The organism is Sphaerospermopsis sp. LEGE 00249 (assembly GCF_014299995.1).
In the GTDB taxonomy this organism is placed as follows: domain Bacteria; phylum Cyanobacteriota; class Cyanobacteriia; order Cyanobacteriales; family Nostocaceae; genus Sphaerospermopsis; species Sphaerospermopsis kisseleviana.
In genome coordinates this window covers 23,308-46,079 of record NZ_JACJUZ010000042.1, presented here as the reverse complement: position 1 = coordinate 46,079, position 22,772 = coordinate 23,308, and the positions used below count along the sequence as shown (strand labels likewise).

The 22,772-nt window shown below is 37.4% G+C and carries 24 protein-coding genes; 9 read left to right on the top strand and 15 right to left on the bottom strand.

The annotated features are described in order from the left end of the window. Positions 1–357: 357 nt before the first annotated feature. From H5968_RS15305 to H5968_RS15295, 3 genes are all read right to left on the bottom strand, one after another. Complete coding sequence (locus H5968_RS15305) at positions 358–1,698, bottom strand: DUF3086 domain-containing protein (RefSeq protein WP_187040635.1); 1,341 nt, start codon at positions 1,696–1,698, stop codon at positions 358–360. Between the two features lie 139 nt (positions 1,699–1,837). Continuing rightward, on the bottom strand, positions 1,838–2,224 hold the full coding sequence (locus H5968_RS15300; protein ID WP_187040634.1) for a DUF3119 family protein: 387 nt from the start codon (positions 2,222–2,224) through the stop codon (positions 1,838–1,840). Positions 2,225–2,327: 103 nt separating this feature from the next. Further along, on the bottom strand, positions 2,328–3,125 hold the full coding sequence (locus tag H5968_RS15295) for an MlaE family lipid ABC transporter permease subunit (RefSeq protein ID WP_187040633.1): 798 nt from the start codon (positions 3,123–3,125) through the stop codon (positions 2,328–2,330). A 404-nt stretch (positions 3,126–3,529) separates the two neighbouring features. Here H5968_RS15295 and H5968_RS15290 point away from each other — a divergent pair, with 404 nt between their 5' ends. From H5968_RS15290 to H5968_RS15275, 4 genes are all read left to right on the top strand, one after another. After that, entirely contained in the window at positions 3,530–3,826 is a 297-nt protein-coding gene (locus H5968_RS15290) for a hypothetical protein (RefSeq protein WP_096567826.1), read from the top strand. Between the two features lie 515 nt (positions 3,827–4,341). Further along, positions 4,342–5,163, top strand: a complete 822-nt coding sequence (sppA, locus tag H5968_RS15285) for a signal peptide peptidase SppA (RefSeq protein ID WP_096567824.1) — start codon at positions 4,342–4,344, stop codon at positions 5,161–5,163. A 94-nt stretch (positions 5,164–5,257) separates the two neighbouring features. Further along, a complete protein-coding gene (gene aroH, locus H5968_RS15280; RefSeq protein ID WP_096567822.1) occupies positions 5,258–5,671 on the top strand; it encodes a chorismate mutase in 414 nt (137 codons plus the stop codon). 184 nt (positions 5,672–5,855) lie between these two features. Then, on the top strand, positions 5,856–6,380 hold the full coding sequence (locus H5968_RS15275; RefSeq protein WP_187040632.1) for a GNAT family N-acetyltransferase: 525 nt from the start codon (positions 5,856–5,858) through the stop codon (positions 6,378–6,380). Between the two features lie 48 nt (positions 6,381–6,428). Here H5968_RS15275 and H5968_RS15270 read toward each other — a convergent pair whose 3' ends face one another. From H5968_RS15270 to H5968_RS15260, 3 genes are all read right to left on the bottom strand, one after another. Beyond that, entirely contained in the window at positions 6,429–6,683 is a 255-nt protein-coding gene (locus H5968_RS15270) for a hypothetical protein (protein WP_187040631.1), read from the bottom strand. 105 nt (positions 6,684–6,788) lie between these two features. Then, complete coding sequence (locus H5968_RS15265) at positions 6,789–8,291, bottom strand: RDD family protein (protein ID WP_187040630.1); 1,503 nt, start codon at positions 8,289–8,291, stop codon at positions 6,789–6,791. A gap of 35 nt (positions 8,292–8,326) precedes the next feature. After that, a complete protein-coding gene (locus tag H5968_RS15260; RefSeq protein ID WP_096567816.1) occupies positions 8,327–8,503 on the bottom strand; it encodes a DUF2283 domain-containing protein in 177 nt (58 codons plus the stop codon). Between the two features lie 217 nt (positions 8,504–8,720). On the opposite strand from H5968_RS15260, the gene H5968_RS15255 reads away from it, so the two are divergent. Next, positions 8,721–9,182, top strand: a complete 462-nt coding sequence (locus H5968_RS15255) for a phosphate-starvation-inducible PsiE family protein (RefSeq protein ID WP_187040629.1) — start codon at positions 8,721–8,723, stop codon at positions 9,180–9,182. A 231-nt stretch (positions 9,183–9,413) separates the two neighbouring features. On the opposite strand, the gene modA is transcribed toward H5968_RS15255, so the two are convergent. Further along, a complete protein-coding gene (modA, locus tag H5968_RS15250; RefSeq protein WP_370569775.1) occupies positions 9,414–10,160 on the bottom strand; it encodes a molybdate ABC transporter substrate-binding protein in 747 nt (248 codons plus the stop codon). A gap of 481 nt (positions 10,161–10,641) precedes the next feature. Here modA and H5968_RS15245 point away from each other — a divergent pair, with 481 nt between their 5' ends. Further along, the gene (locus H5968_RS15245; protein ID WP_187040628.1) at positions 10,642–11,472 is read left to right on the top strand and encodes a squalene/phytoene synthase family protein; all 831 of its coding nucleotides are present in this window, start codon (positions 10,642–10,644) and stop codon (positions 11,470–11,472) included. A 184-nt stretch (positions 11,473–11,656) separates the two neighbouring features. Here the strand turns inward: H5968_RS15245 and murG are convergent, their stop codons facing one another. Beyond that, positions 11,657–12,733, bottom strand: coding sequence for an undecaprenyldiphospho-muramoylpentapeptide beta-N-acetylglucosaminyltransferase (gene murG / locus H5968_RS15240; RefSeq protein WP_187040627.1), 1,077 nt, complete (start codon positions 12,731–12,733; stop codon positions 11,657–11,659). Positions 12,734–13,186: 453 nt separating this feature from the next. Between murG and H5968_RS15235 the strand changes: the two genes are divergently transcribed. Continuing rightward, positions 13,187–13,999: a nuclear transport factor 2 family protein gene (locus H5968_RS15235; RefSeq protein WP_187040626.1), complete on the top strand. Its 813-nt coding sequence runs from the start codon at positions 13,187–13,189 to the stop codon at positions 13,997–13,999. Between the two features lie 267 nt (positions 14,000–14,266). On the opposite strand, the gene H5968_RS15230 is transcribed toward H5968_RS15235, so the two are convergent. Continuing rightward, positions 14,267–14,878, bottom strand: coding sequence for a hypothetical protein (locus H5968_RS15230; protein ID WP_222620692.1), 612 nt, complete (start codon positions 14,876–14,878; stop codon positions 14,267–14,269). A 372-nt stretch (positions 14,879–15,250) separates the two neighbouring features. On the opposite strand from H5968_RS15230, the gene H5968_RS15225 reads away from it, so the two are divergent. After that, on the top strand, positions 15,251–16,048 hold the full coding sequence (locus H5968_RS15225) for a TIGR01548 family HAD-type hydrolase (RefSeq protein ID WP_187040625.1): 798 nt from the start codon (positions 15,251–15,253) through the stop codon (positions 16,046–16,048). Between the two features lie 53 nt (positions 16,049–16,101). Here the strand turns inward: H5968_RS15225 and H5968_RS15220 are convergent, their stop codons facing one another. The 3 genes from H5968_RS15220 to H5968_RS15210 all read right to left on the bottom strand — a co-directional run bounded on the left by H5968_RS15220 (position 16,102) and on the right by H5968_RS15210 (position 19,942). Beyond that, positions 16,102–17,199 (bottom strand): glycosyltransferase family 4 protein, encoded by a 1,098-nt coding sequence (locus tag H5968_RS15220; protein ID WP_187040624.1) that lies wholly within the window; start codon positions 17,197–17,199, stop codon positions 16,102–16,104. Positions 17,200–17,288: 89 nt separating this feature from the next. Continuing rightward, complete coding sequence (locus H5968_RS15215; RefSeq protein WP_187040623.1) at positions 17,289–18,614, bottom strand: condensation domain-containing protein; 1,326 nt, start codon at positions 18,612–18,614, stop codon at positions 17,289–17,291. A 56-nt stretch (positions 18,615–18,670) separates the two neighbouring features. Continuing rightward, on the bottom strand, positions 18,671–19,942 hold the full coding sequence (locus H5968_RS15210) for a glycosyltransferase (protein ID WP_187040622.1): 1,272 nt from the start codon (positions 19,940–19,942) through the stop codon (positions 18,671–18,673). A gap of 195 nt (positions 19,943–20,137) precedes the next feature. On the opposite strand from H5968_RS15210, the gene H5968_RS15205 reads away from it, so the two are divergent. Continuing rightward, positions 20,138–20,638: a dihydrofolate reductase gene (locus H5968_RS15205; protein ID WP_187040621.1), complete on the top strand. Its 501-nt coding sequence runs from the start codon at positions 20,138–20,140 to the stop codon at positions 20,636–20,638. Positions 20,639–20,702: 64 nt separating this feature from the next. Here H5968_RS15205 and H5968_RS15200 read toward each other — a convergent pair whose 3' ends face one another. Genes H5968_RS15200 through H5968_RS15190 form a run of 3 tightly spaced genes read right to left on the bottom strand, consistent with a single transcriptional unit; the run spans position 20,703 to position 22,551 of the window. Continuing rightward, complete coding sequence (locus H5968_RS15200; protein WP_187040620.1) at positions 20,703–21,503, bottom strand: tetratricopeptide repeat protein; 801 nt, start codon at positions 21,501–21,503, stop codon at positions 20,703–20,705. Between the two features lie 12 nt (positions 21,504–21,515). Further along, entirely contained in the window at positions 21,516–21,914 is a 399-nt protein-coding gene (locus H5968_RS15195) for a biopolymer transporter ExbD (protein WP_187040619.1), read from the bottom strand. Then, positions 21,898–22,551, bottom strand: a complete 654-nt coding sequence (locus H5968_RS15190) for a MotA/TolQ/ExbB proton channel family protein (RefSeq protein ID WP_187040618.1) — start codon at positions 22,549–22,551, stop codon at positions 21,898–21,900. The genes H5968_RS15195 and H5968_RS15190 overlap by 17 nt, the downstream gene beginning before the upstream one ends. Positions 22,552–22,772 lie beyond the last annotated feature (221 nt).

Here is a 22,772-nt window from a genome sequence, read left to right as displayed (position 1 = left end):
AGGACAGGCTCAGGACAGGCTCAGGACAGGCTCAGGACAGGCTCAGGACAGGCTCAGGACAGGCTCAGGACAGGCTCAGGACAGGCTCAGGACAGGCTCAGGACAGGCTCAGGACAGGCTCAGGACAGGCTCAGGACAGGCTCAGGACAGGCTCAGGACAGGCTCAGGACAGGCTCAGTACAAGTCGCTATCAGGAGTCAGGAGTCAGGAGTTATTTATTTTGGATTTTGGATTTTGGATTTTGGATTGTTTTTGTTAACTCCAATCTAAAATCTAAAATCTAAAATCTAAAATTTTTTTCCCCAGTCACCAATCACCAATCACCAATCACCAGTCACCAGTCACCATTCCCTATAATTAAAAATCATCATCAAAATCTCGATCGCGCATCATTTTCGGATCTGGTGCAAAAGCTAACCATAAAGGAAATTGCAATAAGCCTAAACTAATTTGCTCCTCAGAATCATCAATGATAATTAACGGCATTTGATTAGATTTAACTAATCTATCTGCTTTTTGGGCTAAAGCGTTAGGTGATTCAAATAATACCACACCTCTGTCTGGTCCAAAATCAGGACGACCAATACCTAAACAATCTTGTAAACCCCGTCGCCATTCGCCCAAACGTTCGGGACTATTAGCTAAAATCAGAGTACGTAGGCGATCGCCCCCGGCACTACGCTCCGCGTAATCGCCATATAATTTATGTAAAATCGAAATGGCCGCTGAAGCAATCAAAATATTCTGCAAACGACTACCCATCGTCCGCAGCGCACCCCGTCCTCCTAAGGTAAAAAACCAGTTAGAGACTCTTTCAGCGTGAACAGGTTCAAAAGTGCGCCTTAACTGCCATGCAGGGCCATAATAATCTGGCTGGTTGCGATATTGATCAATTAAACGGCGAATTTGTTTTGTTGTATCTTGAAACTGTTGTTGGGCAAATTGCAAAGTCTGAGACTGTTCTTCAACAGGTTTGGATTCTTTTTTCGCCTCTTTTATGGCTGGTTTTTCTCTTTCTTTTTCCCTCACAGCCGGCACAAGTTGCAATTGTTCCGCTGCGGCTGCCAAATCTTGTAAACTACCTGTGAGATAATCTTTAAAACCCTGTACCCGAATAGCCAAATCTTGAGACGTACCTGCAAAAGTCGTTCGCATTTCATTTCTAATGCGTTCTTGTCGTCGCTCCAGTTGTTCTACAGAAATTTGCAATGCCTGTTTACGCTGTTCTAACAATGAAAGGGACTCTTGCACCATTTTCGAGAGTGCTGTTTGAGTTTCGCTAACCTGTCCCTGAAGGGTTTTGTAAGTAATTTGCAGTTGAGATATTTCTGCTTTGAGTGCGGATTCGGTTTCCTGTAACTCAGCTACTCGTTGCGCTGCTACTGCATATAGTGAATTAAATTCTGATTCTGATTCCAGGAATTTATTATCTATTTTTTCTAATGTTTCTAATGTTTCTAATGTTTCTACTGTTTTTGACGTTTGTGATGTTTGTGTTTTTGTGTTCATCATTGCAAACTCTACATCAACTTCCTTTGCTGATGGTTGTGCTGGAGTTGATGTTTCTGTCTCTAATGGTGAATCATCCGATAAATTTGCTGATATTTCCGCCGATTTTCCATCTGTGGAAATTTCATTCGGCGTTTCTTCCCACCAGTCATCTATCGGTTTTGGAGTTTGGGATTCCTCTGGGTTCATAAATAGGATTGTAATTATTAACGCGACTAAATTATAGCCGTAGTACGGGCGTTTTTCGGGCAACCACGGGGGGTTTGCCCCTACGGACTCCTGACTCCTGCTATAGTTATCAGTTATCAGTCTACCAACCGTTGACTATTCATATTCTGGGACAACGTTCTTCTAAGCAAGATTTTAAGCTCTTGGGGTCAAATAAAATCGGTAAAAAGTGAATGCTGTTGATTTCTTTAAAGTAAAACAAAATGGGAACTCTATCCCAGAAAATCCGCCAGTTTTGCCATTCTCGGTAAGGAAAACGCCGAATTAACTTTTCACCCCGGTAAAGATCAAAATCAGTAGCAGTAAATTGAAATCGCAAGGTTACAGCTTGCAACATTAAAAATAATCCTAGCAGTGCGATCGCTCCTCCAACCCAAGGTTGCAACAGCAGTAGGGGAATAGAACCAAGCACCAACACAATAGGGATATTGTAACTTGGCTTGAGTTCCACCGTAGATAGGGCGTTAGGTACTGATGAAGTAGTCATAATTTTAGTTGGAGGGAACAGGGAACAGGGAACAGGGAATCGGGGGAGATAGGGAGGTTACTAACCCAACCACCAGTCACTAGTCACCAATCACTAGTCACCATCACAGTCCAGGAGTGAATCCTCCACCTGTTCCTTGAAACATTAACCATGATAGAAAAAAGTTGCTAATAAAGATAATCAGCAGGGCGGTAACAACAGCTGTTGTAGTTGATTGTCCCACACCTTTTGCTCCTCCTGTGGTGGTTAAACCCCAACTGCAACCAATAATAGCAATTAAAACGCCAAAGCAGGCTGCTTTAATCATGGCGCTAAAGATATCCCAAATTTCTAAGAAGTTACGGGCTGAGTCTAAAAATACTGTATCTGAGAGGTTGTAAATGTTGATAGCAACTATTAGTCCCCCACCCATTCCAGTAACTAAGGATAACAAGGTTAAGATAGGCAGCATTAATAAACAAGCCAGGATGCGGGGAATAACTAAATAATCAATGGGGTCTGTTTTTAACATTAACAGGGCATCTATTTGTTCTGTAACCCGCATTGTGCCAATTTCAGCGGCAAATGCAGAACCAACTCGCCCAGCTAAAATCACTGCTGTTAGCACTGGTGTCAGTTCTCTGGTTAAGGCTACTGCTAATACTCCCCCAACTAAGTTTCCTGCGCCAAAGTTGATAAACTCCCGTGCTACCTGTATTGTAAATACTGCACCTACAAAAACGGCCGTCAATAAGGCGATAAACAGGGAATCTGGACCGACGGCGGCTAGTTGTTCTAAGGTATTACGGCGATGGATTTTGCCTTTCATCAGGTGAACTATCACTTGTCCACCTAAAAAAATCGCTGCTAGTAATCGCTTGGTCCATGCACCTAAACCGGATTTGGATATAGTCTGGCTCAATGTTTTCTATCTAACTCAGTGAATGCTTTAAGAATAGCGAAAGTTATTGGTTTTTTGTCATTGGTCATTAGTCATGAGTCATTAGTTATTTTTCCCAGTCCCCAATCCCCAATCCCCAAACATTAACTTAGTTTAAAGATTCTCTCAGAAAATTAAGCTGCTTCTTTTGCTTGATTAAATATATTACGACGTTATTAAACGGCGAAAATCTTGATATATCAGGTATTTTACCCTTTGGAAGCCATCAACATAGCCTCATCACTTGAGGGTTATATTAACTTTTCTTTTAATGAAAACTTAAGATTTTTGACAAATTAACTTTTCAGGAGCGATCGCACGTATTGTAGAAATTAACGTACTGCTTCTTGGCTATCATTCACCTTACTCTTGGAGATTGCCTGATTATGAATCTTTTTACCAACTTTCTCCGATCTTTCTTGCTTACTACTGTTTTCAGTTTTATTGCTCCGATATTCTTGGTGGGCGGTATATTAATCTGTTTATGCCTTTTTGGCTTTGTCCCCGGTTTGCAAGGACTAACTGAAGAAGTACCCGCTCAGATTTTGCATTTTCTGGCTACTTTTGGTACTGGTAGTCCTATCAATGGCTTATTTGTTATCAGTCTTACTTTCGGTTTTGTGGGTGGGCTTTTTGATATCTATGCTTATTATCGGTATCAAATACTGCGTATTGATTCCTAAGTAACTCAGAAAGTTAGATAATGTCTCTCTTTGATTTAATGACAATTAACAACTAAATTAACTTTCTTATAAACAAATCTGCTGCTATCCCTGACTTTAACTATTTTTTGGCATAGCTCAGTTATTGCTGTGATTTTTTGTAAGTAAGCTTTTTTAGTCATTAGTCGCTTGTGACTAATAACTTTGCATTATGCTGTTAAATTGTGCTGTAAAAAATATATATGTATAAGCAACCGTATAATTGCTGTACTGTTACCAACTTAGATTGTGTTTTGGAAATGGTGATTTTTGACAATCACGCAACAAACCAGTACAGAGTTTGGTTGAGAATGGAACATTTAAAGAAATATCCCTTTATTAAGAAATATAGCAAACAACACTATAAACCAAATCTAAAAATTTCCTTAAAATTTAAATAGCTTCATACTTGCTGGTTTAATCTTCTGAAAAGAGTCGAAGAGGTCATCTGACCGCTGGACAATTTATATTAAATCTATTAACTGATTAGATTACTCATGATCTGGCCGTTTAAACCCAAGTTTCGTAAACAAATTGCTCGGATTGAAATAACTGGTGCGATCGCCAGTGCTACCCGCAAACGAGTGTTAGAAGCCCTAAAAACAGTAGAAGAGAAAAAATTTCCCGCTTTACTGCTGCGTATTGATAGCCCTGGGGGTACTGTAGGAGATTCCCAAGAAATATACAGCGCCTTGAAGAGATTGAGCAAAAAAACCAAAATCGTAGCGAGTTTTGGCAATATATCGGCTTCTGGAGGCGTTTATATTGGCATGGGAGCGGAACACATTATGGCTAACCCAGGCACAATTACAGGTAGTATCGGCGTGATTTTACGGGGAAACAACTTAGAACGTCTGTTAGAAAAAGTAGGTGTTTCCTTTAAGGTGATCAAGTCTGGACCTTATAAAGATATATTATCTTTTGACAGGGAACTGACAGAACCAGAAGAAAACATCCTGCAAGAATTGATAGATGTCAGCTATCAGCAGTTTGTAGAGACAGTAGCACAGGCTCGTTCCTTGGAGGTAGAAACAGTTAAAAATTTCGCTGATGGGCGCATTTTCACCGGAGAACAAGCCTTAGAATTAGGGGTTGTAGACCGTTTGGGAACAGAAGAAGATGCACGACGCTGGACAGCGGAATTAGTCGGACTTGATCCAGAAAAAACTCCTTGTTATACGCTAGAAGAACGTAAACCATTATTGAGTCGAGTTCTACCAGGTAGTAGTCAGTCGAAATCACAAATTGCGGCTGGAATTGATTGGCTGGAATTTGAAATGTCTACAAGTGGTTTACCCTTGTGGTTATATAGACCGTAGATTAATTGTCAATAGTCACTAGTTACCAGTCTGTGTACTGATGACTAATGACTAGTGACTAATAACTCATGACTAATTCAGGAGGACTTTGGAAGTGGAATGGCAAATGCGGGCAATTCGTGGTGCAACAACCGTTGCCGAAAATAGCGTAGAAGCAATTACAGAAGCGGTGACAGAATTAATTAATGAACTGGAACGACGGAATAAACTAGAACCAACAGAAATTTTAAGTGTTACTTTTTCTGTCACCCGTGACTTAGATGCTATTTTCCCAGCAGCGATCGCCCGCCGTCGTCCTTTATGGGATAGTGTAGCTATGTTGGATGTCCAACAAATGCACGTCGAAGGCAGTTTACAGCGTTGTATCCGCTTTTTAATTCACGCCTATTTGCCAACTTCCGCCCCCGTTCACCACATTTATTTGCGTCAAGCGGCTAAATTGCGTCCAGATTGGGGTTTACCGCAAACTTTACAAACTTCTCAGCACCCGCTAGAAACTAAAGTTTAAAATATAGCAGAATTTAGGAGTCAGGAGTCAGGAGTCAGGAGATCAAGGAGTTATGAGTCAGGAGTAAAACTCACTTGATATCACAACAGACAAGTCGCTTAGGACATAACTTGATGATCAAACCTACACACCCAAAGACTTTTCACACTGTCACCTGTCACCTGTTTCCTGTAACTTGCCGTATATGAATAATTTAACAATCAAAATTGAAAAGTTATTAGATACTGATTTTGAGGAACTGATCAAAGTTAGTCGGGAAATTTGGTGTAGTCACTATCCTGGAGTTATCAGTATTGAACAAATAGAGTATATGTTAGATAAAATGTATGCTCTTGAAATAATTGAAAAAGAAATTTATCAGCTAGGAATATTTTACGATAAAGTCGTTAAAGATAATCAAATAGTTGGTTATTTATCTTATGGTGCGGAAGTAAAAGATAATCTTAATCATATTAATTGTTTGAAATTACATAAATGTTATTTATTACCTGCGCTGCATGGGTTTGGTTATGGACAAATAATGTTATCTCATGTTTGTCAAAAAGCTAAAGATATGAATTTGCAGAAAATTATACTCAATGTTAATAAAAGTAATGTAAAAGGAATTACAGCTTATACTCGATTTGGCTTTAAGATTATTGAGAGTAAGGTAATAGATTTTGGTGGTGGTTTTGTGATGGATGATTATATTATGGGTTATGATATTTAAGAGATAGGAAATAACCAATAATTCAGAGAATGTTTTTATCAAATACAACTATTGGTTGCATTGTCTATCCTCATGCACCAAATCATCTATAAATGATTCACGTTCATCTTCTGACATAGTATCCCAATTTAAACCTCCTTCAGCACACAAGTTGCGGAGTTGGTTTTCAGCATACTCCATCCGCAACTCACGCTCATTTTCACTATCCTTAGCTAATTCTAACAATACTACCCGTTTACTTTCTGGGGGTAGCTGTTTAACTAATTCAATTACCTGTTGATCGCTTAATGTCAGATTTGGCATAATCATTACCTCCTTTTATATTTTACACAAATAAGGTGGTTGTAGTTATATTTTAGTAGAGTGTGTTAGTGACAGTGTAACGAACAGAAAATAAATGATGTGTAATTATGGAGATCGTTTTTTAATAACCAAAGTTTTAGCTATTTTATCATGTAGACCTTGCCTTTTCTCAGTAAAACCAGCCATAATGAAACCTATCAGTAGAATTAAACCAGAAAGACTTTTACTCCAAAATCTTACATTAGCTTCACCAAATGTTAAACGCTTCTGAGAGATATTCTTAACATTAAGACCGAAAATCATTTTACCCAAAGTTGCTTGCATAGGAGAACTTTCAAACCAAGTAAAATATAGCCATTTGCTAATAAAACCAAAGGTAGGTATGATAAAAGCAAATAAAGGTTCTGTCGGATCAGTGAAAGAGTTAATAAATAATATAGTAAATATAGTAGCAAATATTTCTCCGAAAACTCCTCCTAATGTAGTTAGTGATGTAAGTATTAAAGAATATCCAAAAGCCCCAACATAATTAATAGTATAATCTGGTAACAAAGGAAAAAAGTTAAAAAATATTTTCCACCATAGGGATATAGTAATAGTTAAAAGAAAAATGTCTGTACAGTAAGCTAATAAACGCAACCAGAAACTTCCATACTTCAACTTACTTGTTTTATGGTTACTACTGGGAACTTCATTCCCTGAATTTTCCAATTTCAAAGAACCATCAATTACACTAATACAATTTAAGATTTCCTGCGTATCTTTTGGACGATTTCCCGGAAATGGAGACATTAAATAATCAATCAAATCTCCTACACCCGGAGAAATACCCACAGCATGATTTCGCCAAATTAGCTTTCCACTTCGTGCATCTTCATGAAAATTATCAGGAGACTTACCAGTTAACAAATAAACAAAAGTCCGCCCCAATGCAAAAAAATCTGATTGCGGAACAGCTTTACCATTCATTTGTTCCAATGGTGTATAACCTGCGGAAATAATTCCTGTAACTTGCTGTCCTGCGACTTTCTGCATGAAAGTTTGTGTAACTTCCCGTGCTGTCCCAAAATCAATTAATACTAACTGCCCATTGGGGCGTAACATAATATTAGGTGGTTTAATATCTCGATGAAAATAATTTTGTTGATGGACCTGTTGTAAAATTTCAACTATCTGTTTCAACCATCTTACAGCAGCACGTTCACCGATGGGTTGATGGTTACGTTGAATCATGTATTGTTCTAAGTTCATTCCCTCAATTTTTTCCATCACCAAACAATGCAGGGGTTCTTTAGCATCTCTAGGAGAATAAATAAAGTAACCATCTGATTCAACTTTAGGAATACCGGGATGGTTGAGTCGTTTTAACACTTCCGCTTCTTGCTGAAATAGTTCCACCGCTTTAGGAACTGTATTAAACAGAACCTTGAGAACTTTCTTTGCACCAGAGTCTTCCACTTCATAGGTTTTACCGAAACCACCACCACCCAAAGGACGAATGACTCGATAACACCCCTCTAAAAGTAACTCAGAACCACAAGCTTGACAAAATAAGGGTTGTTTGGGGTTTTGTGGTTTGGGACAGCTAGGATTGATACAGTAGCTCATGCACTGCTACAGGATAGGTTTTTGATACTTACCAATTATAAGCATATAGCAATCCTATCTGATGTGTAAACTATTATTTCAATTCCTATAATATTTCCAACTTCGTCATAGTCTAAAATGATTCCTGGTTTTTCTTCATCACTTTCTTCAATTTCTGCATTACTAAAGATAATCCTTAAAACGTCAACTTCTGAGTCATAAGTAATTTTCATGATTCGCTCCAGTATTTCTCAATTTTGCTAGTTCTGTAAGAAGCTTCTAAGCTATCATTAATCTCTTTAGTAGCTATTTTCTGTTAGTTTCTGCTTATTGAGTTGGGCGGAAATAATTCATAAAAGTTTATTAATGCTCTCGATAAACATTGTAAATTTGGATTTTAATTTAAGATTACTTTTTACCACCCATAAAAATAAATATACTGTAGCGACTATGCCAAAACGCATACTTGTAGAAGTAAATAGTTGGTTTAAGAGAGATAGAATTGTCCGTAATTTAGAACTTTTTCAAGATGTTATTGTTATTTCTCTTTGCGTAGGTTTATTTTGTGTGATGCTCATCAGATTAGGAGATATGTTTATCTCCTTTTTGCATCCATTAGATTTGCGGCAAGTAACATCTGATATTTTGTTTATCTTGATACTTGTGGAATTATTTAGGCTTTTGGTTGATTATCTGCAAGAACATAGTATTTCTGTAGGTGCTGCGGTAGAAATTACTATTGTTTCTGCGTTAAGAGAAATTATTTTACGTGGTGTGTTAGAAATTCCCCGTGACCAAATTTTTGGAATTTCTGTATTTTTGTTGGTACTAGCAGGAATTTTTATTGCTAGTCCTTGGATAAATAAGTTATTTGGAAACGTCAACATTAGTGAGAGAATTAGTGAAGATTAAGGATTTTCTTGACTTTAAAAGTGAATAGGACTTACGCAAGATGTGACTGAAAACCTTATTCTTGCGTAGGGGTAATTCATGAATTACCCCTACTTTCGTTCCCTTTTGCGTAAGTCCTGTACTTTAAAAGTAAAGATCAATGATGTCATTTACTTTAAATAATTAGGCCGGGCAAGATGCCCACCCCACAAGATTTGATTGAGAAATACAGGAATTTAATTTTAGCGATATTTAAGGCATAATAAACCCATATTTTTTGAATACAGCTTTAGCTTTATCACTAGCTAAAAACTGAGAAAAATTCTTAGCTGTATCAACGTTTTTACTGCGTTTGAGTATGGCTAAGGGATAAATAATTGGAGAATGATATTTTTCGTCAGCCGCAACGACAACTTTGACTTTATTAGAAATTTTGGCATCAGTAGAATACACTAAACCCGCATCAGCATTGCCACTTTCTACAAATGATAAAACTTGACGCACATTGTTAGCAAAAACCAGTTTTGATTTGATATGATCCCAAATTTTCAATTTCTGTAATACTTGTTGTGCATATTGCCCTGCGGGTACGCTTCTAGGTTCACCAATAGCTACTTTTTTGACTCTTGTATCTTTGAGATTGTAAAAACTACTAATACCAGAAATATTACCTGGTACAACTAAAACTAGGCGATTTTTAGCAATGATGGTACGACTACCAGGAAGTAAAAGATTTTTTTGTTCTAAAGCATCTACCTGTCTTTTTGCCGCAGATATAAAAACATCCACTGGCGCACCTTGTTCTATTTGTTGCTGTAAAGCACCAGAGCTACCAAAGTTGTAAGTAATGTTGATGTTGGGGTTGGTTTGTTGGTATAGGGGCTTAATTTCTTCTAGAGCCTCTTGTAAACTTGCAGCGGCAGATACCAGTAAGTTGGTATTAGACTGTGCTACTACAGGGGCGGAAGTAAGGGTTGGTATACCAATTGCTATCAGCATTGTGGTTAATGCTATAGCAATTAGTATCATTAATCGTCTTCTTTTCACGGAAAAAAGTGTTTTTGAGAAATTTTCTTTCATAATAATTAACACTCCGTGGAGTATTGGCAATGCTACCAAATTTTTACCATCTAAGTTGGTAGATATTGACATATCTCCAGTGAGGAAAAATGTATGTTTAAATACGATTTGTATGGTTTTTGATTGCTGACTTAAATATTAATTATAAAATTCAGTAATTTTTATTACTGAAATAAACATAAATTACCCAGAAAAACATCAGGTGTTTATTCCCAAAACCCTATATACTAGACTAGAATTTCATAGATTTGAGATTTTTGTTAATTGCGATACCATAAACTACTAATTTTTCGATGAAATACGAGATAGTTTTTTAGATTTGGGAGTAGAAACTAAATCCAGTATCATCAAAAAATCTAAAATTCCGGTATGGTGTGAAAATCAACAGAGGAGTGAAATAATGGATTTACGCCAAGATGCCTTGCAAATCCTCAAAGAAACCAGTAGAACTTTTTATATACCCATCAGTATTTTACCGTCAGGTTTGCAAGAAGCTGTGGCCTCAGCATATTTGTGTATGCGTGCCATTGATGAAATTGAAGATCATCCAGAATTAGATAATGCTACCAAAGCGCATCTGTTACGCAACATTAGCCAAACATTGCAAGCTGGAGTTGATGGTTTTGCGGTAGATGCTTTTGCTGTAGGATTTAAAGGTTACGAAAATTCCTTAGCAGAAGTGAGTCTACGGGTGAGAGAATGGTCAATACTAGCACCTGAAAGTATTGCCCCTCGCATTTGGGATGCAACAGCAGCAATGGCTGATAGGATGGCTTTTTGGGCAGAAAGAAATTGGAAAATTGCCACCGAATCTGATTTAGATCGTTACACATTTGGGGTGGCAGGTGCGGTGGGCTTGTTACTCTCAGATTTATGGTCATGGTACGATGGTACAGAAACTAACCGTACTCAGGCGATCGCTTTTGGTAGAGGTTTACAAGCTGTAAATATTTTACGTAATAATGCTGAAGATTTAACCCGTGGTGTAGACTTTTTCCCAGAAGGTTGGCATCACGAACATCTACAAAAATACGCACGTCGTAATCTGGCCTTAGCTGATAGTTATACTAACTCTCTCCCGCCAGGACCTGCTTTGCAATTCTGTCAAATTCCTTTGGCCTTAGCTCACGGTACACTGGAGGCGTTAGCCAATGGTAAAGAAAAACTCAGCCGTAGTGATGTTTATGCTTTGATTGAAAATTTCCTGGATGTCAATGTCATAGCTGGTTAAATTGGCAGCATCCCAATTTTGAAAAAATAACCGCCGCTACACCAAAAACTCTCTGAAACCCTCTTACCTTTGTGTACTTTGTGTCCTTTGCGGTTAAATCAAAAAAAATAAACTTACACATTTGGGATGCTCCCGTTAAATTTAATCAACTTTTTATCAATTGATAATTGACAATTCTCAATTGTCAATTATTAAATAACATTTCCCGCACCAAAGCAGCCAACTTATCAGCACTATCGGGAGTTGCGATCGCTTTTGCTTTCTCTCCCATCTTGGCTAAATCTGCTGGAGATTGCAACAAATCTAAAACCTGCTTTTGCAAAATTTCTGGTGTCAACTCAGACTGCTGAAAACTCAACGCCGCACCAACTTCAGTAAACACCGCTGCATTAAAAGATTGATGATCTTCCGCTGCAAAAGGATAAGGAATTAAAATTGCTGGTGTACCACACACCGCCAACTCGGTTAAACTCCCCGCACCAGAACGACTAATAGCTAAATTAGCCCGTCGTAACAAAGCCGCCATATTATCGTAAAATGGTAATGATATATACTGGGGATGTTGTAAACTATCCGCCTCTGGATCGCGATCGCCTGTTAAATGTACAATATAAGCACCAGCATCAAACCAAGCCGGAGCAGACTGGCGCACCAACTGATTCACCGCTACCGCACCTTGACTACCGCCAAAAACCACAATTAAAGGCGCACCATCAGGGATAGGTAAATCTAAATTTTCTGCAATTTCCTGAGCCAAAAATTGCGATCGCACTGGAGTACCCACACAGACAGTTCTCACACCAGGCAAATACTTAGCAGCTACATCAAAACCCACAGCCACCGCACTGCACCAAGGTCCAAAAAATCGTGTCACCTTACCAGGTAAAGCATTAGATTCATGAAAAACCACAGGTAAACCCAAAGAACGAGCCGCAATCACCGCAGGACCAGCAATATAACCGCCAGTAGTAAATAATCCGTGGAAATTTCCTTGTTTAAGAATGCGTCTCACCTGCAAAATTCCACCAATGAGTTTAAACAGGATACCCACAGAGGCAAGACTTAAACCTTGTTGAAACCCTTCCACAGCAATGGTATGCAAAGGATATTGGCTAGGTACAAGCTGAGTTTCCAGTCTATTGGGGACACCAAGCCATTCAATTTCATATTCTTGTAATTTATCAGCTAATGCGATCGCCGGAAACAAATGTCCACCAGTCCCACTAGCAGCTATGAGTAATTTTAACCGTGCGTTTGGCATTGAAACCTATATTTCCTAAAACCATCGAAATATATCATGGTTATGCAATTAATTTACTCGAAGTCATCCGAATTAACAAAACTGCAAAAACCTTGATTAGTTAGCATAGTGATAGCTGTCACCACTACTGACAACCATTTAACAATGAAACCGCCTTCCTTTTAACATATCCATTACAATCAAGGTAGCGCCAAACATTTTACTTTATGCGGTTGTTGATAAATACAGCAGATTACATCTCCATGAGGTACAGAATCTCAGTTGCAACCTAGACATAAATAGAGTTTTACTCCTGACTCCTGACTCCTGTAAGGGCAAAGCATTCGGAAGATAACCTTTTCATAAAATTGATAATTTATCGCCTGAATGCTTCGCCCCTACTTCGCCCCTAAGACTCCTGACTCCTGCTGTAAATTCCTGACCTTCTGTGAGTAAATCAGTAAACTATAATCAATGACTAATATTATTGCTTTATTAATGAACCACAACAAAACATTAACTGGCAGTATTTCCCTGTTGTCCTGCCTACTGACACTGAATTTAACCAGTAATGGGCAAATTGCTCAAGCTGCTCAACCGGAAAATGCACCCCCAGCACTAAAAAACCTCCTCACACAAATTGACACAGCCTCTAGTCGGGGTGATATTAAAGGCGTAATGCAATTTTACAGCCCCAAATTCACTCATGGCGATGGATTAAACCGCCAAACAATGGAACAAGCTTTAAAATCTTTCTGGCAGCGATATCCTCAACTACGATACAGCACTAGACTAAAATCTTGGAAATCAGAAGGCAAAACCATCATTGCAGAAACAGTCACCACAATCACAGGTTTACCATCTTCTAACCGTAATAATCTAGCTCTCAATGCTACCATTACATCCCGTCAGCGCATTGCAGGTACAAAAATTCTGCACCAAGAGATTTTATCCGAACGCACCCAGCTTACCTCCGGCAACAAACCACCCCAAGTAGAAATTAAATTACCACAACAGGTAAAAGTTGGTCAGAAATATAGCTTTGATGCTATTGTCCAAGAACCATTAGGTAATGATTTCCTATTGGGAAGTGCTATGGAAGAAACCATCCAACCCAGCAAATATCTCAACCCCACACCAGTAAATTTAGAATTACTCTCTGCTGGAGGATTATTTAAAACCGGAACTGCACCATCTACCCCTGGACAACAATGGATTTCTGCGGTCATCCTGCGTAATGATGGCATGACAATGATTACTCAGCGTCTCAAAGTTGTGAAAAAATAGAATTGGTGATTGGGGAAGAGGTGATTGGTGATTGGGGAGAATAAGATACTGCTTCTTGCCTTCTGCCTTCGTTAAGACAATTTTGCCCTTCACCTTTCTCCATTGACTTAAGTCAACAACAAGTCCAAAATCCTATTTAAGATATTTTTCTGGTCAAAATTTGTTTGATTAAAGTAGTTAAAAAAAACAAAATGCAAGGAGTAGAGACTAGAGAAAAATCAAAAGGATTACCGATTCGTTATTTAAGACATGACCAAGCTTAAACTATTACCGTCCATCAGGATTCCATTTTTCCAGAGCTATGTATTCGTTCTGCACCAAATCTAAAGGTTGGATGACACCAGTAGAACTGGAAACTTTAAACCAATAAACCGGACTGGTAGTTTTATCTGGATGATTTTCAAACACTCTCACTATATAAAAAGGTCTATCGGTAGTAGGAGAACTTTCAACAAGTGCGGACAAACGAATACTGCCTTGAGAAAGACTTTCAATCTCTTTGGCTTTGCGTTGTACTTGTGGCAGATTCCAGACAGAATTGAAGGCTGTTTGTTTGTCTATTGTGATAATGTGAGCAGTAACTTTGACAACGGCTGGTTTTTTTGCTTTTGCTGACTCTAAAGATGGTGAATCAAGTACACTTTGGTAATGATAATTGTGATAAAGATTATTGATTGTCAATCCTCCTATCAACCCGGTTATAAATACAGCAATTAAATGGTAATAGGTGTATTTTTTGTCCGGGTAATAGCTGACTTTTTTTTGAGGGTAATAGGTGTATTGTTTGTCCGGGTAATAGCTAAGTTTTTTCCTATGAAAATAGGCTAATTGACTTTGAGGAGAATAGGTTAATTGTTTTTTCGTGTTACCTCTAAGCATAGAGATGCACCTCCGTAATTGTGTAATTTTTATTCCTGTTCAACTATGATACCAGGGGTTGTACCCCCTATGTCTAGTCCTGACAAGAATACAGATTTTGTTGTACTTAGACTGCTGGAATTTACGGCATAAAGTTTTAACCTTTTCTCTAGCTACAGGAGGATAAACCTTGGTGATCCCCACTCATACCATCCTATAGCTAATCTGAAATTTGTGGGTGAAAGTCCTGATACAGACAGCAATGCTCCCCACTGATATCTTCTCCAGTTACAGACTTCAAAGGCAAAAATTTTTTTGTCTCATACCTCTGAATCTATTAAAATCTATGGTGAATTGGGTCTAAACTCTAAAAAACAGCTATTACCTGTGACTATGACTAAACAAACCAATATAATGATCGTTTTCGATATTGATGGTGTAATTCGTGATGTTAGCGGTTCTTATCGTCGCGCTTTAGCAGATACTGTAGAGCATTTTACTCATCAAGTCTATCGTCCCACAGATGTAGATATTGATAATCTCAAATCTGAGGGAATTTGGAATAATGATTGGGAAGGTTCTCAAGAATTAATTTACCGTTACTTTGTGAGTCAGGGAAAAAATAGAGAAGAATTAGCATTAAATTATGAAGATATAGTTGTCTATTTTCAATCTCGTTATCGCGGAACAGATCCAGAAAATTGGAATGGTTATATTTGTGATGAACCTTTATTGTTACAAGCTAGTTATTTAGAAGCACTAACACAAGCTGGTATTGATTGGGGATTTTTTAGCGGTGCTACTCGCGGTTCTGCTAACTATATTTTAGAAAGACGTTTGGGTTTAACATCTCCGGTTTTAATTGCGATGGAAGATGCACCTGGTAAACCTGATCCGACGGGACTGTTTGCAACGATAAATTTATTAGAAAATGGTGCTGAGAAAAAGCAAACTGTGATTTATGTGGGTGATACAGTTGCAGATATGCACACTGTGACAAAAGCTAGAAGTTTAGATAATTCCCGCACATGGGTGGGTGTGGGAGTTTTACCACCTCATGTTCAGGGAACGGTAGAACGTCAAGAAGCTTATACTGAGACTTTGATTAAAGCAGGTGCAAAGGTAGTATTTAGTAATGTGCAGGAATTGACACCGGAGGAAATTTGGGGGTGGGAAATATTTACAAAGTAGTGTGAAATAGGGTTTTTCAGGTGCGAGAAGCTATGCTAACGCACCTAATGTATTTAAGCTAAAATAAATTCCTCATGCCATTGTTTAGCGACTTTATCCCAACCAAAGGAATCTTTCAAAGATAACGCTTCCTGTCTGAGAGTTTCCTGTTTTTCGGGATTTTTTAATAAGTCTATTACTGCTTCTACAAAAGTATTGTTAGTTTCCTCATTTCCCGCAGGTCTAGGTATTCTAATTCCTGATTTCACAGTTTCATTTAAACCTGCAAAAGTTGTCACCACAGGAACACAACCAGCAGCTTGCGCTTTCCAAGCACTTATACAAAAGGTTTCTGGTGTATGACAAGGATAAACCCAAATACCCGATTGAAATAATTCCTTGATTAGTTGTTGATGTCCAATTCTGTCATGTTCATAAACGTTTTTCTGGTTGAATAATTCCATTATTTTTTTCTTTTTATCTGGTAATTGAGGAAATCTCTGAATATAGGGTGAATTAATTAGTGCATCCACTCCTTGCCAACCATAGAAAAGATGAAGTTCTGCGTCAGGAACTTCTTTTAATACTTTATCCCATTGAGTAAGTAGATGTTCAATTCCTCTTGTATAATCACTAATTGAAATTAATCTTTTAGGATTTCTTGTAATTTCTGTTAAATTGAAATCCTCTAAATTAATACCATTGGTTGTGAAAAATATTTTATCTTCTGGTATCCAATCTGGTAACATTGCTTTATGAAAGTTGGATAGCATAAACAGCTTATCAAAACTTTCGAGAAATGCTGCACGTTGCGATTCTTCAATCTCAGGAAATAATTTCGGGTTATCGTGCATCCATACGGCAGTTTTTTTAGCCTTAATTTTCATTTGCATTGGTTGAGTCCAAGCACGATGACAAATGAAGACATTAAAATTATCTTCTGGGTTGAATTTATCAACAGATTGATAAACTACTCCGTTATATTCTCCTTCCATGTCACCGCATCTGTTAAAGACTGTGACTTGATAACCTAATTTTATTAATTCTTGACTTAAATAAATTATCGCTTCTTCACTTCCTCCTATACCTTTATTAATTGAAATAGGAGACCACTCTTCTAGATGAAAGGGAAAATTGGAATAAATTACTATTGAGTTATTGTCCCAGTCCATATTGTTTGATTTTTCCCAAAAAGATGTTAATAATATAATATTATAAAGTGCAACCAAAAATGTAATTTAGAATTTGGAATTGGCGACATTTAATTAAGTAGAAAATTATTGGTACATGAATTATGCAGGATATGAATAACATCATCGGCAAATTTATTTGCTGTCTGATCACTGATAACAGGATCTACATAAACAAAGCTGAAAAATATCTGATCATTTAATGTGACAACTCCCAACCAAAAACAATCACCACCAAGATGTTGACCTGTAGCAAAATATAAGTCTTTGATTTTTATTTTGTCTTGTTTATATCCAACTTGGAATTTACCTCTATTGGAAATGGAAAAAGCATTGTTTCTTCCCATTTGTTCCTCTTTGCTAATGACAGATTGACCCATCAATTCCCTAGCCAAACTGCGAAATCTGTTTTGTTTTAGCAAATTTAATGGTATACCACTAATCAAAGAATTATGTATTTTTGATTTACATTTTCTGGCTAAATCCCAAAAAGATGTATTTTTATCAACTAATTGATTAAATCCTAAGACAGAAATAAAACAACCTAAATTTTGATGATTAATCTCAGGTTGACAATATTTTCTTAAATTTACAGGCAACCCGTAAGCTAAATTTATCTGTTCATTGGGACTTAATAAGTTTGTAAAAGCAAATAACATGGCTGCACAAATAGCACCATGAACAGTGGTTTCCTCTTGTTTACATTTGCTAATTAGCATCTTAGTTATATCTTGACTCAGGTTTCGTGGCAAGATTTTACTAAACCGTTCATTTGCAGATGCTTTACCTTCAATAATTAATTGTGGTTCGAGGTTTATTTGTTCATTCACTGAAGTTTTTGTAATTTCTGTTTCTTGAATGAGGTCATAATTAACTAGGTTTTCTATAGCTGGCATTAATTCCAATGATTCTATCTGTGGTATATTTTCACCATCTGCAATTTTTTGAGAATAAAGCAGTAAATCATTAATAAACTGCATACAAGATAGACCATCAACAATTCCATGATGGAATGTGATAATCATTTGACAGGTAGTTTGATTTTCTGGAAAATACAACAGAGTGAGACGACAAAGAGGAGTTTTACCTGGAGGAAATTTTGTATGTAGTTCTTTTTCTGCTATTTTTAATGCTTCGTTTTCATATTGTTGATAGATAACTTGTAAGGGAATTTCTGTTATCCCCTCAGATTGGAAATACATCCCATTTTCAGTTTCTACAATATAAACTTGCAGCATGGCATGACGTTGTTGAACTAATTTAAGTGCTTGTTGAACAATTTCAGGTTTTAACTTTCCTTCTATTTCTGCGATATTTACAATTATTCCACCCCCTAACTCGTGGCTTAGTTCCATCCATTTTTCAACTAAACCCAGTTTTCTAGTGATTGATTTCATAAATTCTTGGAGTTGATTTTTTGTTGTTCAACAAGCACTATGATCAATTAAATTTTCTACTTCAAAACAGGCTTACCAGTAGAAATAGCCTGTTCTACAATATCAACTGCTCGCTTCACTCCACCTGCTTTCTGAATCGCTGCTTGCAACCTCAAAGCATTCTTTTTATAAGATTCTTCCGTGAGGACTTTTGTAATCGCTTTCCGCAAATTATTCACATTCACTTTGTTCACAGGAACAGCTTCCCCACATCCTGACCAAACTATCCGGGAAGCTACTCCTGGTTGATCATTAGCAATGGGAATTGCTACCATTGGTACACCATTTGTTAAACATTCCAATGTAGTATTTAATCCTGCATGGGTAATGGTGAGATTGGCTTTTTCTAATAGTTGTAACTGTGGTGCATAACGCACTACTAAGGGATTTCCTGGTAGTCCTTGTAAAACTTGAGGATCAGCCGAACCACCCAAGGAAATTACTAATTGGGCATCTAAATCTTTGCAAGCTTCGGCAATAGTTTTAAAAACTGGTAATAGGCGATTTTGCAGAGTTCCCAGTGAGGCATAAATTAAAGGTTGTCCGGTTAATTTATCAAAGGGAAAATCAGGAATTTCCCGACCTGTAGAATTATGATAGGGTCCTGTGAAGTGAAACCACTGGGGTAAATCTTTGCGGGGAAATTCTAATTCTGCTGGTTGTTGACTTATTTGTGCTAATGGAGAATAACGATTATTAACTTGAGAGTATGCAGGTAAATTGTTTTCTTGACGATAGCTATCTATTAATTCTGTAATCGGTTGAGTTGCTTTATTTAATAATTTATAAACTAATTTATTACGCAGTATTCCCCACCATGTTGGGTTATAATTCCAATTTGTTATAAATGGGGGAACGCTGGGTTCTCGATTTAAAACTACTGCACTACAAATAGTAATAAAAGGCATCCGACAAATTTCAGCAATAGTACCACCTTCTGCAAAAGTCTGATCTATTAGTAGTGCTTCTATACCTGCATCTTTGACAATTTTGGGGATGTCTCTGAGTTTGATGTTGATTTGTTCTTTAAAGAGTTTGATTGTGTATTTTAGTGCTTCCTGTCCACTTAATTCACCTAATTTAGCCAAAGCTTCTGCTGTTGAACCTGGGGGACATTCTGTTTCACCCATGACTTGAAATTCTAACCCTGCTGCTTGTGCTTTGGGTTGTGCATCAGGAACACCTATCAGGGTAACACGGTGGCCACGTTGTTGTAATTCTTTGCCTAATGGTAACATGGTGTTCCAATGACCAGTGGATGCTGGGCAAATTAAGCCGTAATGAGTCATGTTATAGTTTTTTGGTAAATTACAATGTTTTATACCAGAAAACAGCACCACAAGTCAAAAATATAGCTATTTTCTATAAAAAATCCTGTTACTAATTTGAAAACTTTATAAAACTTATGTTTAGTGAGCAAAAACATCACTATATTAAAAATAAAATAATTATTGTCTGTTCAAGAATAAGGATATTTATGAATTATGCCTCTTATTAGTCTCATAGCTGCTATTTCCGAAGATCGTATTTTAGCTGATTCCAAAAAAGAACACATTCGTGGGGGTATTCCTTGGAATATTCCCAGTGATGTACGTTATTTTAAAGAAATTACCTGGCGACATCCTGTAATTATGGGTCGTAAAACCTATGCTACTTTTAATCACCCCTTGCCAAATCGTACTAATATAATTGTCACCAGAGATACTAATTATCAAGCTCCTGGCTGTCTTGTTTTTCATTCACTGTCTGAGGCAATTCAATGGAGTAAAATGAGTGAAACAGAAGAGATATTTATTGCTGGTGGAGAACAAATTTATACTCAGGCTATGGAATTTGCTAATAAGCTATATTTGACAATTGTGGAAGGGAGTTTTGCGGGTGATATATATTTTCCTGAATTTAGCAACTTTGGCAAATTAACCAAAGAAGAAAAATTACAGGAAAATGGTTTTAGGTTTAAATTTGTGGAAATTGAAAGATGTTAATTTTAGGTAATTTTTGGGGCGATCGCTCTTTTTTTTCCCAGCGATCGCCATCATCATTACTGTACTACTGTAATTTCAAAAATTTACCTAATGCTGCTATCAAACTAGGAGGCCAACGGCGAATATTTGTTACCCAATTAATATCTTTATACCGTGTATCTAGTCCATAAGCTGCTACCCAATTACTTTCAGCTTCTCCTTTGTTACCACCTACCCAATAAGCAGCGGTTAAAGCAGCACGCATATCGGCAAATTTAGGATATTTACGGACTATATTCCGCATTTCTCGGATAGCTGTATTTATTTCACCTGTTTCATACAAAGCTAGGGCATAATTAGCACGAGCAAAAGCAAAATTGGGAGCTATTTCTGTAGCTTTTTGATAGTCGGCGATCGCCTCTTCCCATTTCCCTAAACCTGCTGTGGCATTACCACGATTATTATAGGCCATTGCATCGTTTGGATCTAATTCCAAAACATGATTATAATCAGCGATCGCCTCTTCCCATCTTCCCAAACCTTCCAATGCTGCACCGCGATTTAAATAAGGATCAGTTACATTAGGTGCTAATTCAATGGCTTTGTTATAATCTTCTAGTGCAGCCTGTAATTTATTCTGACTTACCCGCGAATTACCGCGATTACTCCATATTGCAGGATTAGTAGGGAATTTTTCCAGAATTTCTGTCCAATATTTTTCCGCTGTTGTAAAATCACCTTGATTTGTAGCTGTAAAGGCTTTATTTGCTAACTCATCCCCTAATTGTAGCTCTTCTGCGGTAATACTTTGGGTTTGTGCGATCGCTGGTGTACAAAAACCAAAGGTCAGTAATAAACTCAGGAAAATACAGATTAATTTAATCATTTGAATCCTTAATTATTTACGAGTAGCAATACCTAATTTCACACCTTCTACCTGTCGCACTTTATCCATCACAGCTACCACTTGCCCGTGATTCACAGCTTCATCTGCATTAAGTATTACCATTAAAGGTTTTTGAGGTTCTGCTTTTGCTCTCACCTGATCTGCTAACTGCTCTAAACTAACAGCTTCTTTATTCAAAAAAATCTGACCTGTATTATTTATTGTGAGCGTCACCTGTGCAGGATTATCTCTTTTTGCTGTTGCTGCTTGTGGTAAATTTACTGGTAAACCTTCGGAACGAGTAAGATATAAAGTTGACATAATAAAAAATGTCAAAATCGCAAATATCACATCAATCATCGGCACAATATTAATCTGTGCAGGGATATCTGGATCATCTTGTAGGCGCATAGGTTTTTTCTCCTCTTTCGTAGCGACGACGATATAACAGTTCTAACTCTCCACCATATTCTTGAATCAAAGCTATTTGCCGTTGATAAAGTCCCCGGAATGTGTTAGAAAACAAAAGTGTAAAAATTGCCACAATTAAACCTGTAGCAGTAGAAACCAAAGCTTCACTAATACCACCTGTGACATTTGCAGTTTGTGATCCTCCCACATTCCCAATATTCAAAGATGCAAAGGAAGTAATTAAACCCAGTACAGTTCCCAGTAATCCTAACAGAGGTGCAAGGGCAATAATAGTATCAAAAACCGTGTTAAATCTTTTGAGCAAAGGTATTTCTGCCTGAGCTTCACTTTCCAAAGCCAAACGAAACTCTTCTGGGTTTGCTTCTTCTAGTTCCAAAGCTGTCAAAAAGATCCGGGAAATCGGCAAATCTACATTCTTCCTCAATGTATCAATGGTACTAACCACATTGTTTTGACGATACAGACTCAATACTTCTCTGACTACTCGGTGCTGACGGTTGCTAATTTTGACCCAAAATTTGATCCGTTCAATAATTAACCCCAGTGCCACTACAGAAGATAGCAGTAGCGGCCACATCACTACACCACCTGCTGTAAACAGATTTTTGATGTCCATGTCCGATTTTCAAGCCTTTAGATAAAATTTCTTGACTATTTTAGCAAGTGTAGCTGATCGCACTTTTCAATTTAAATTAGAGCAATTGAGAATGGATGTCAATCATTTGCTACTATTCAGAAAAAATACTCAGTCATTCTTGGTGAGCTAAGTCGAACCATTGCCTCTTCTACCCCCACGAAAAGAATTTTTCAGCCAACCCAAATTAACAATAGACAAAT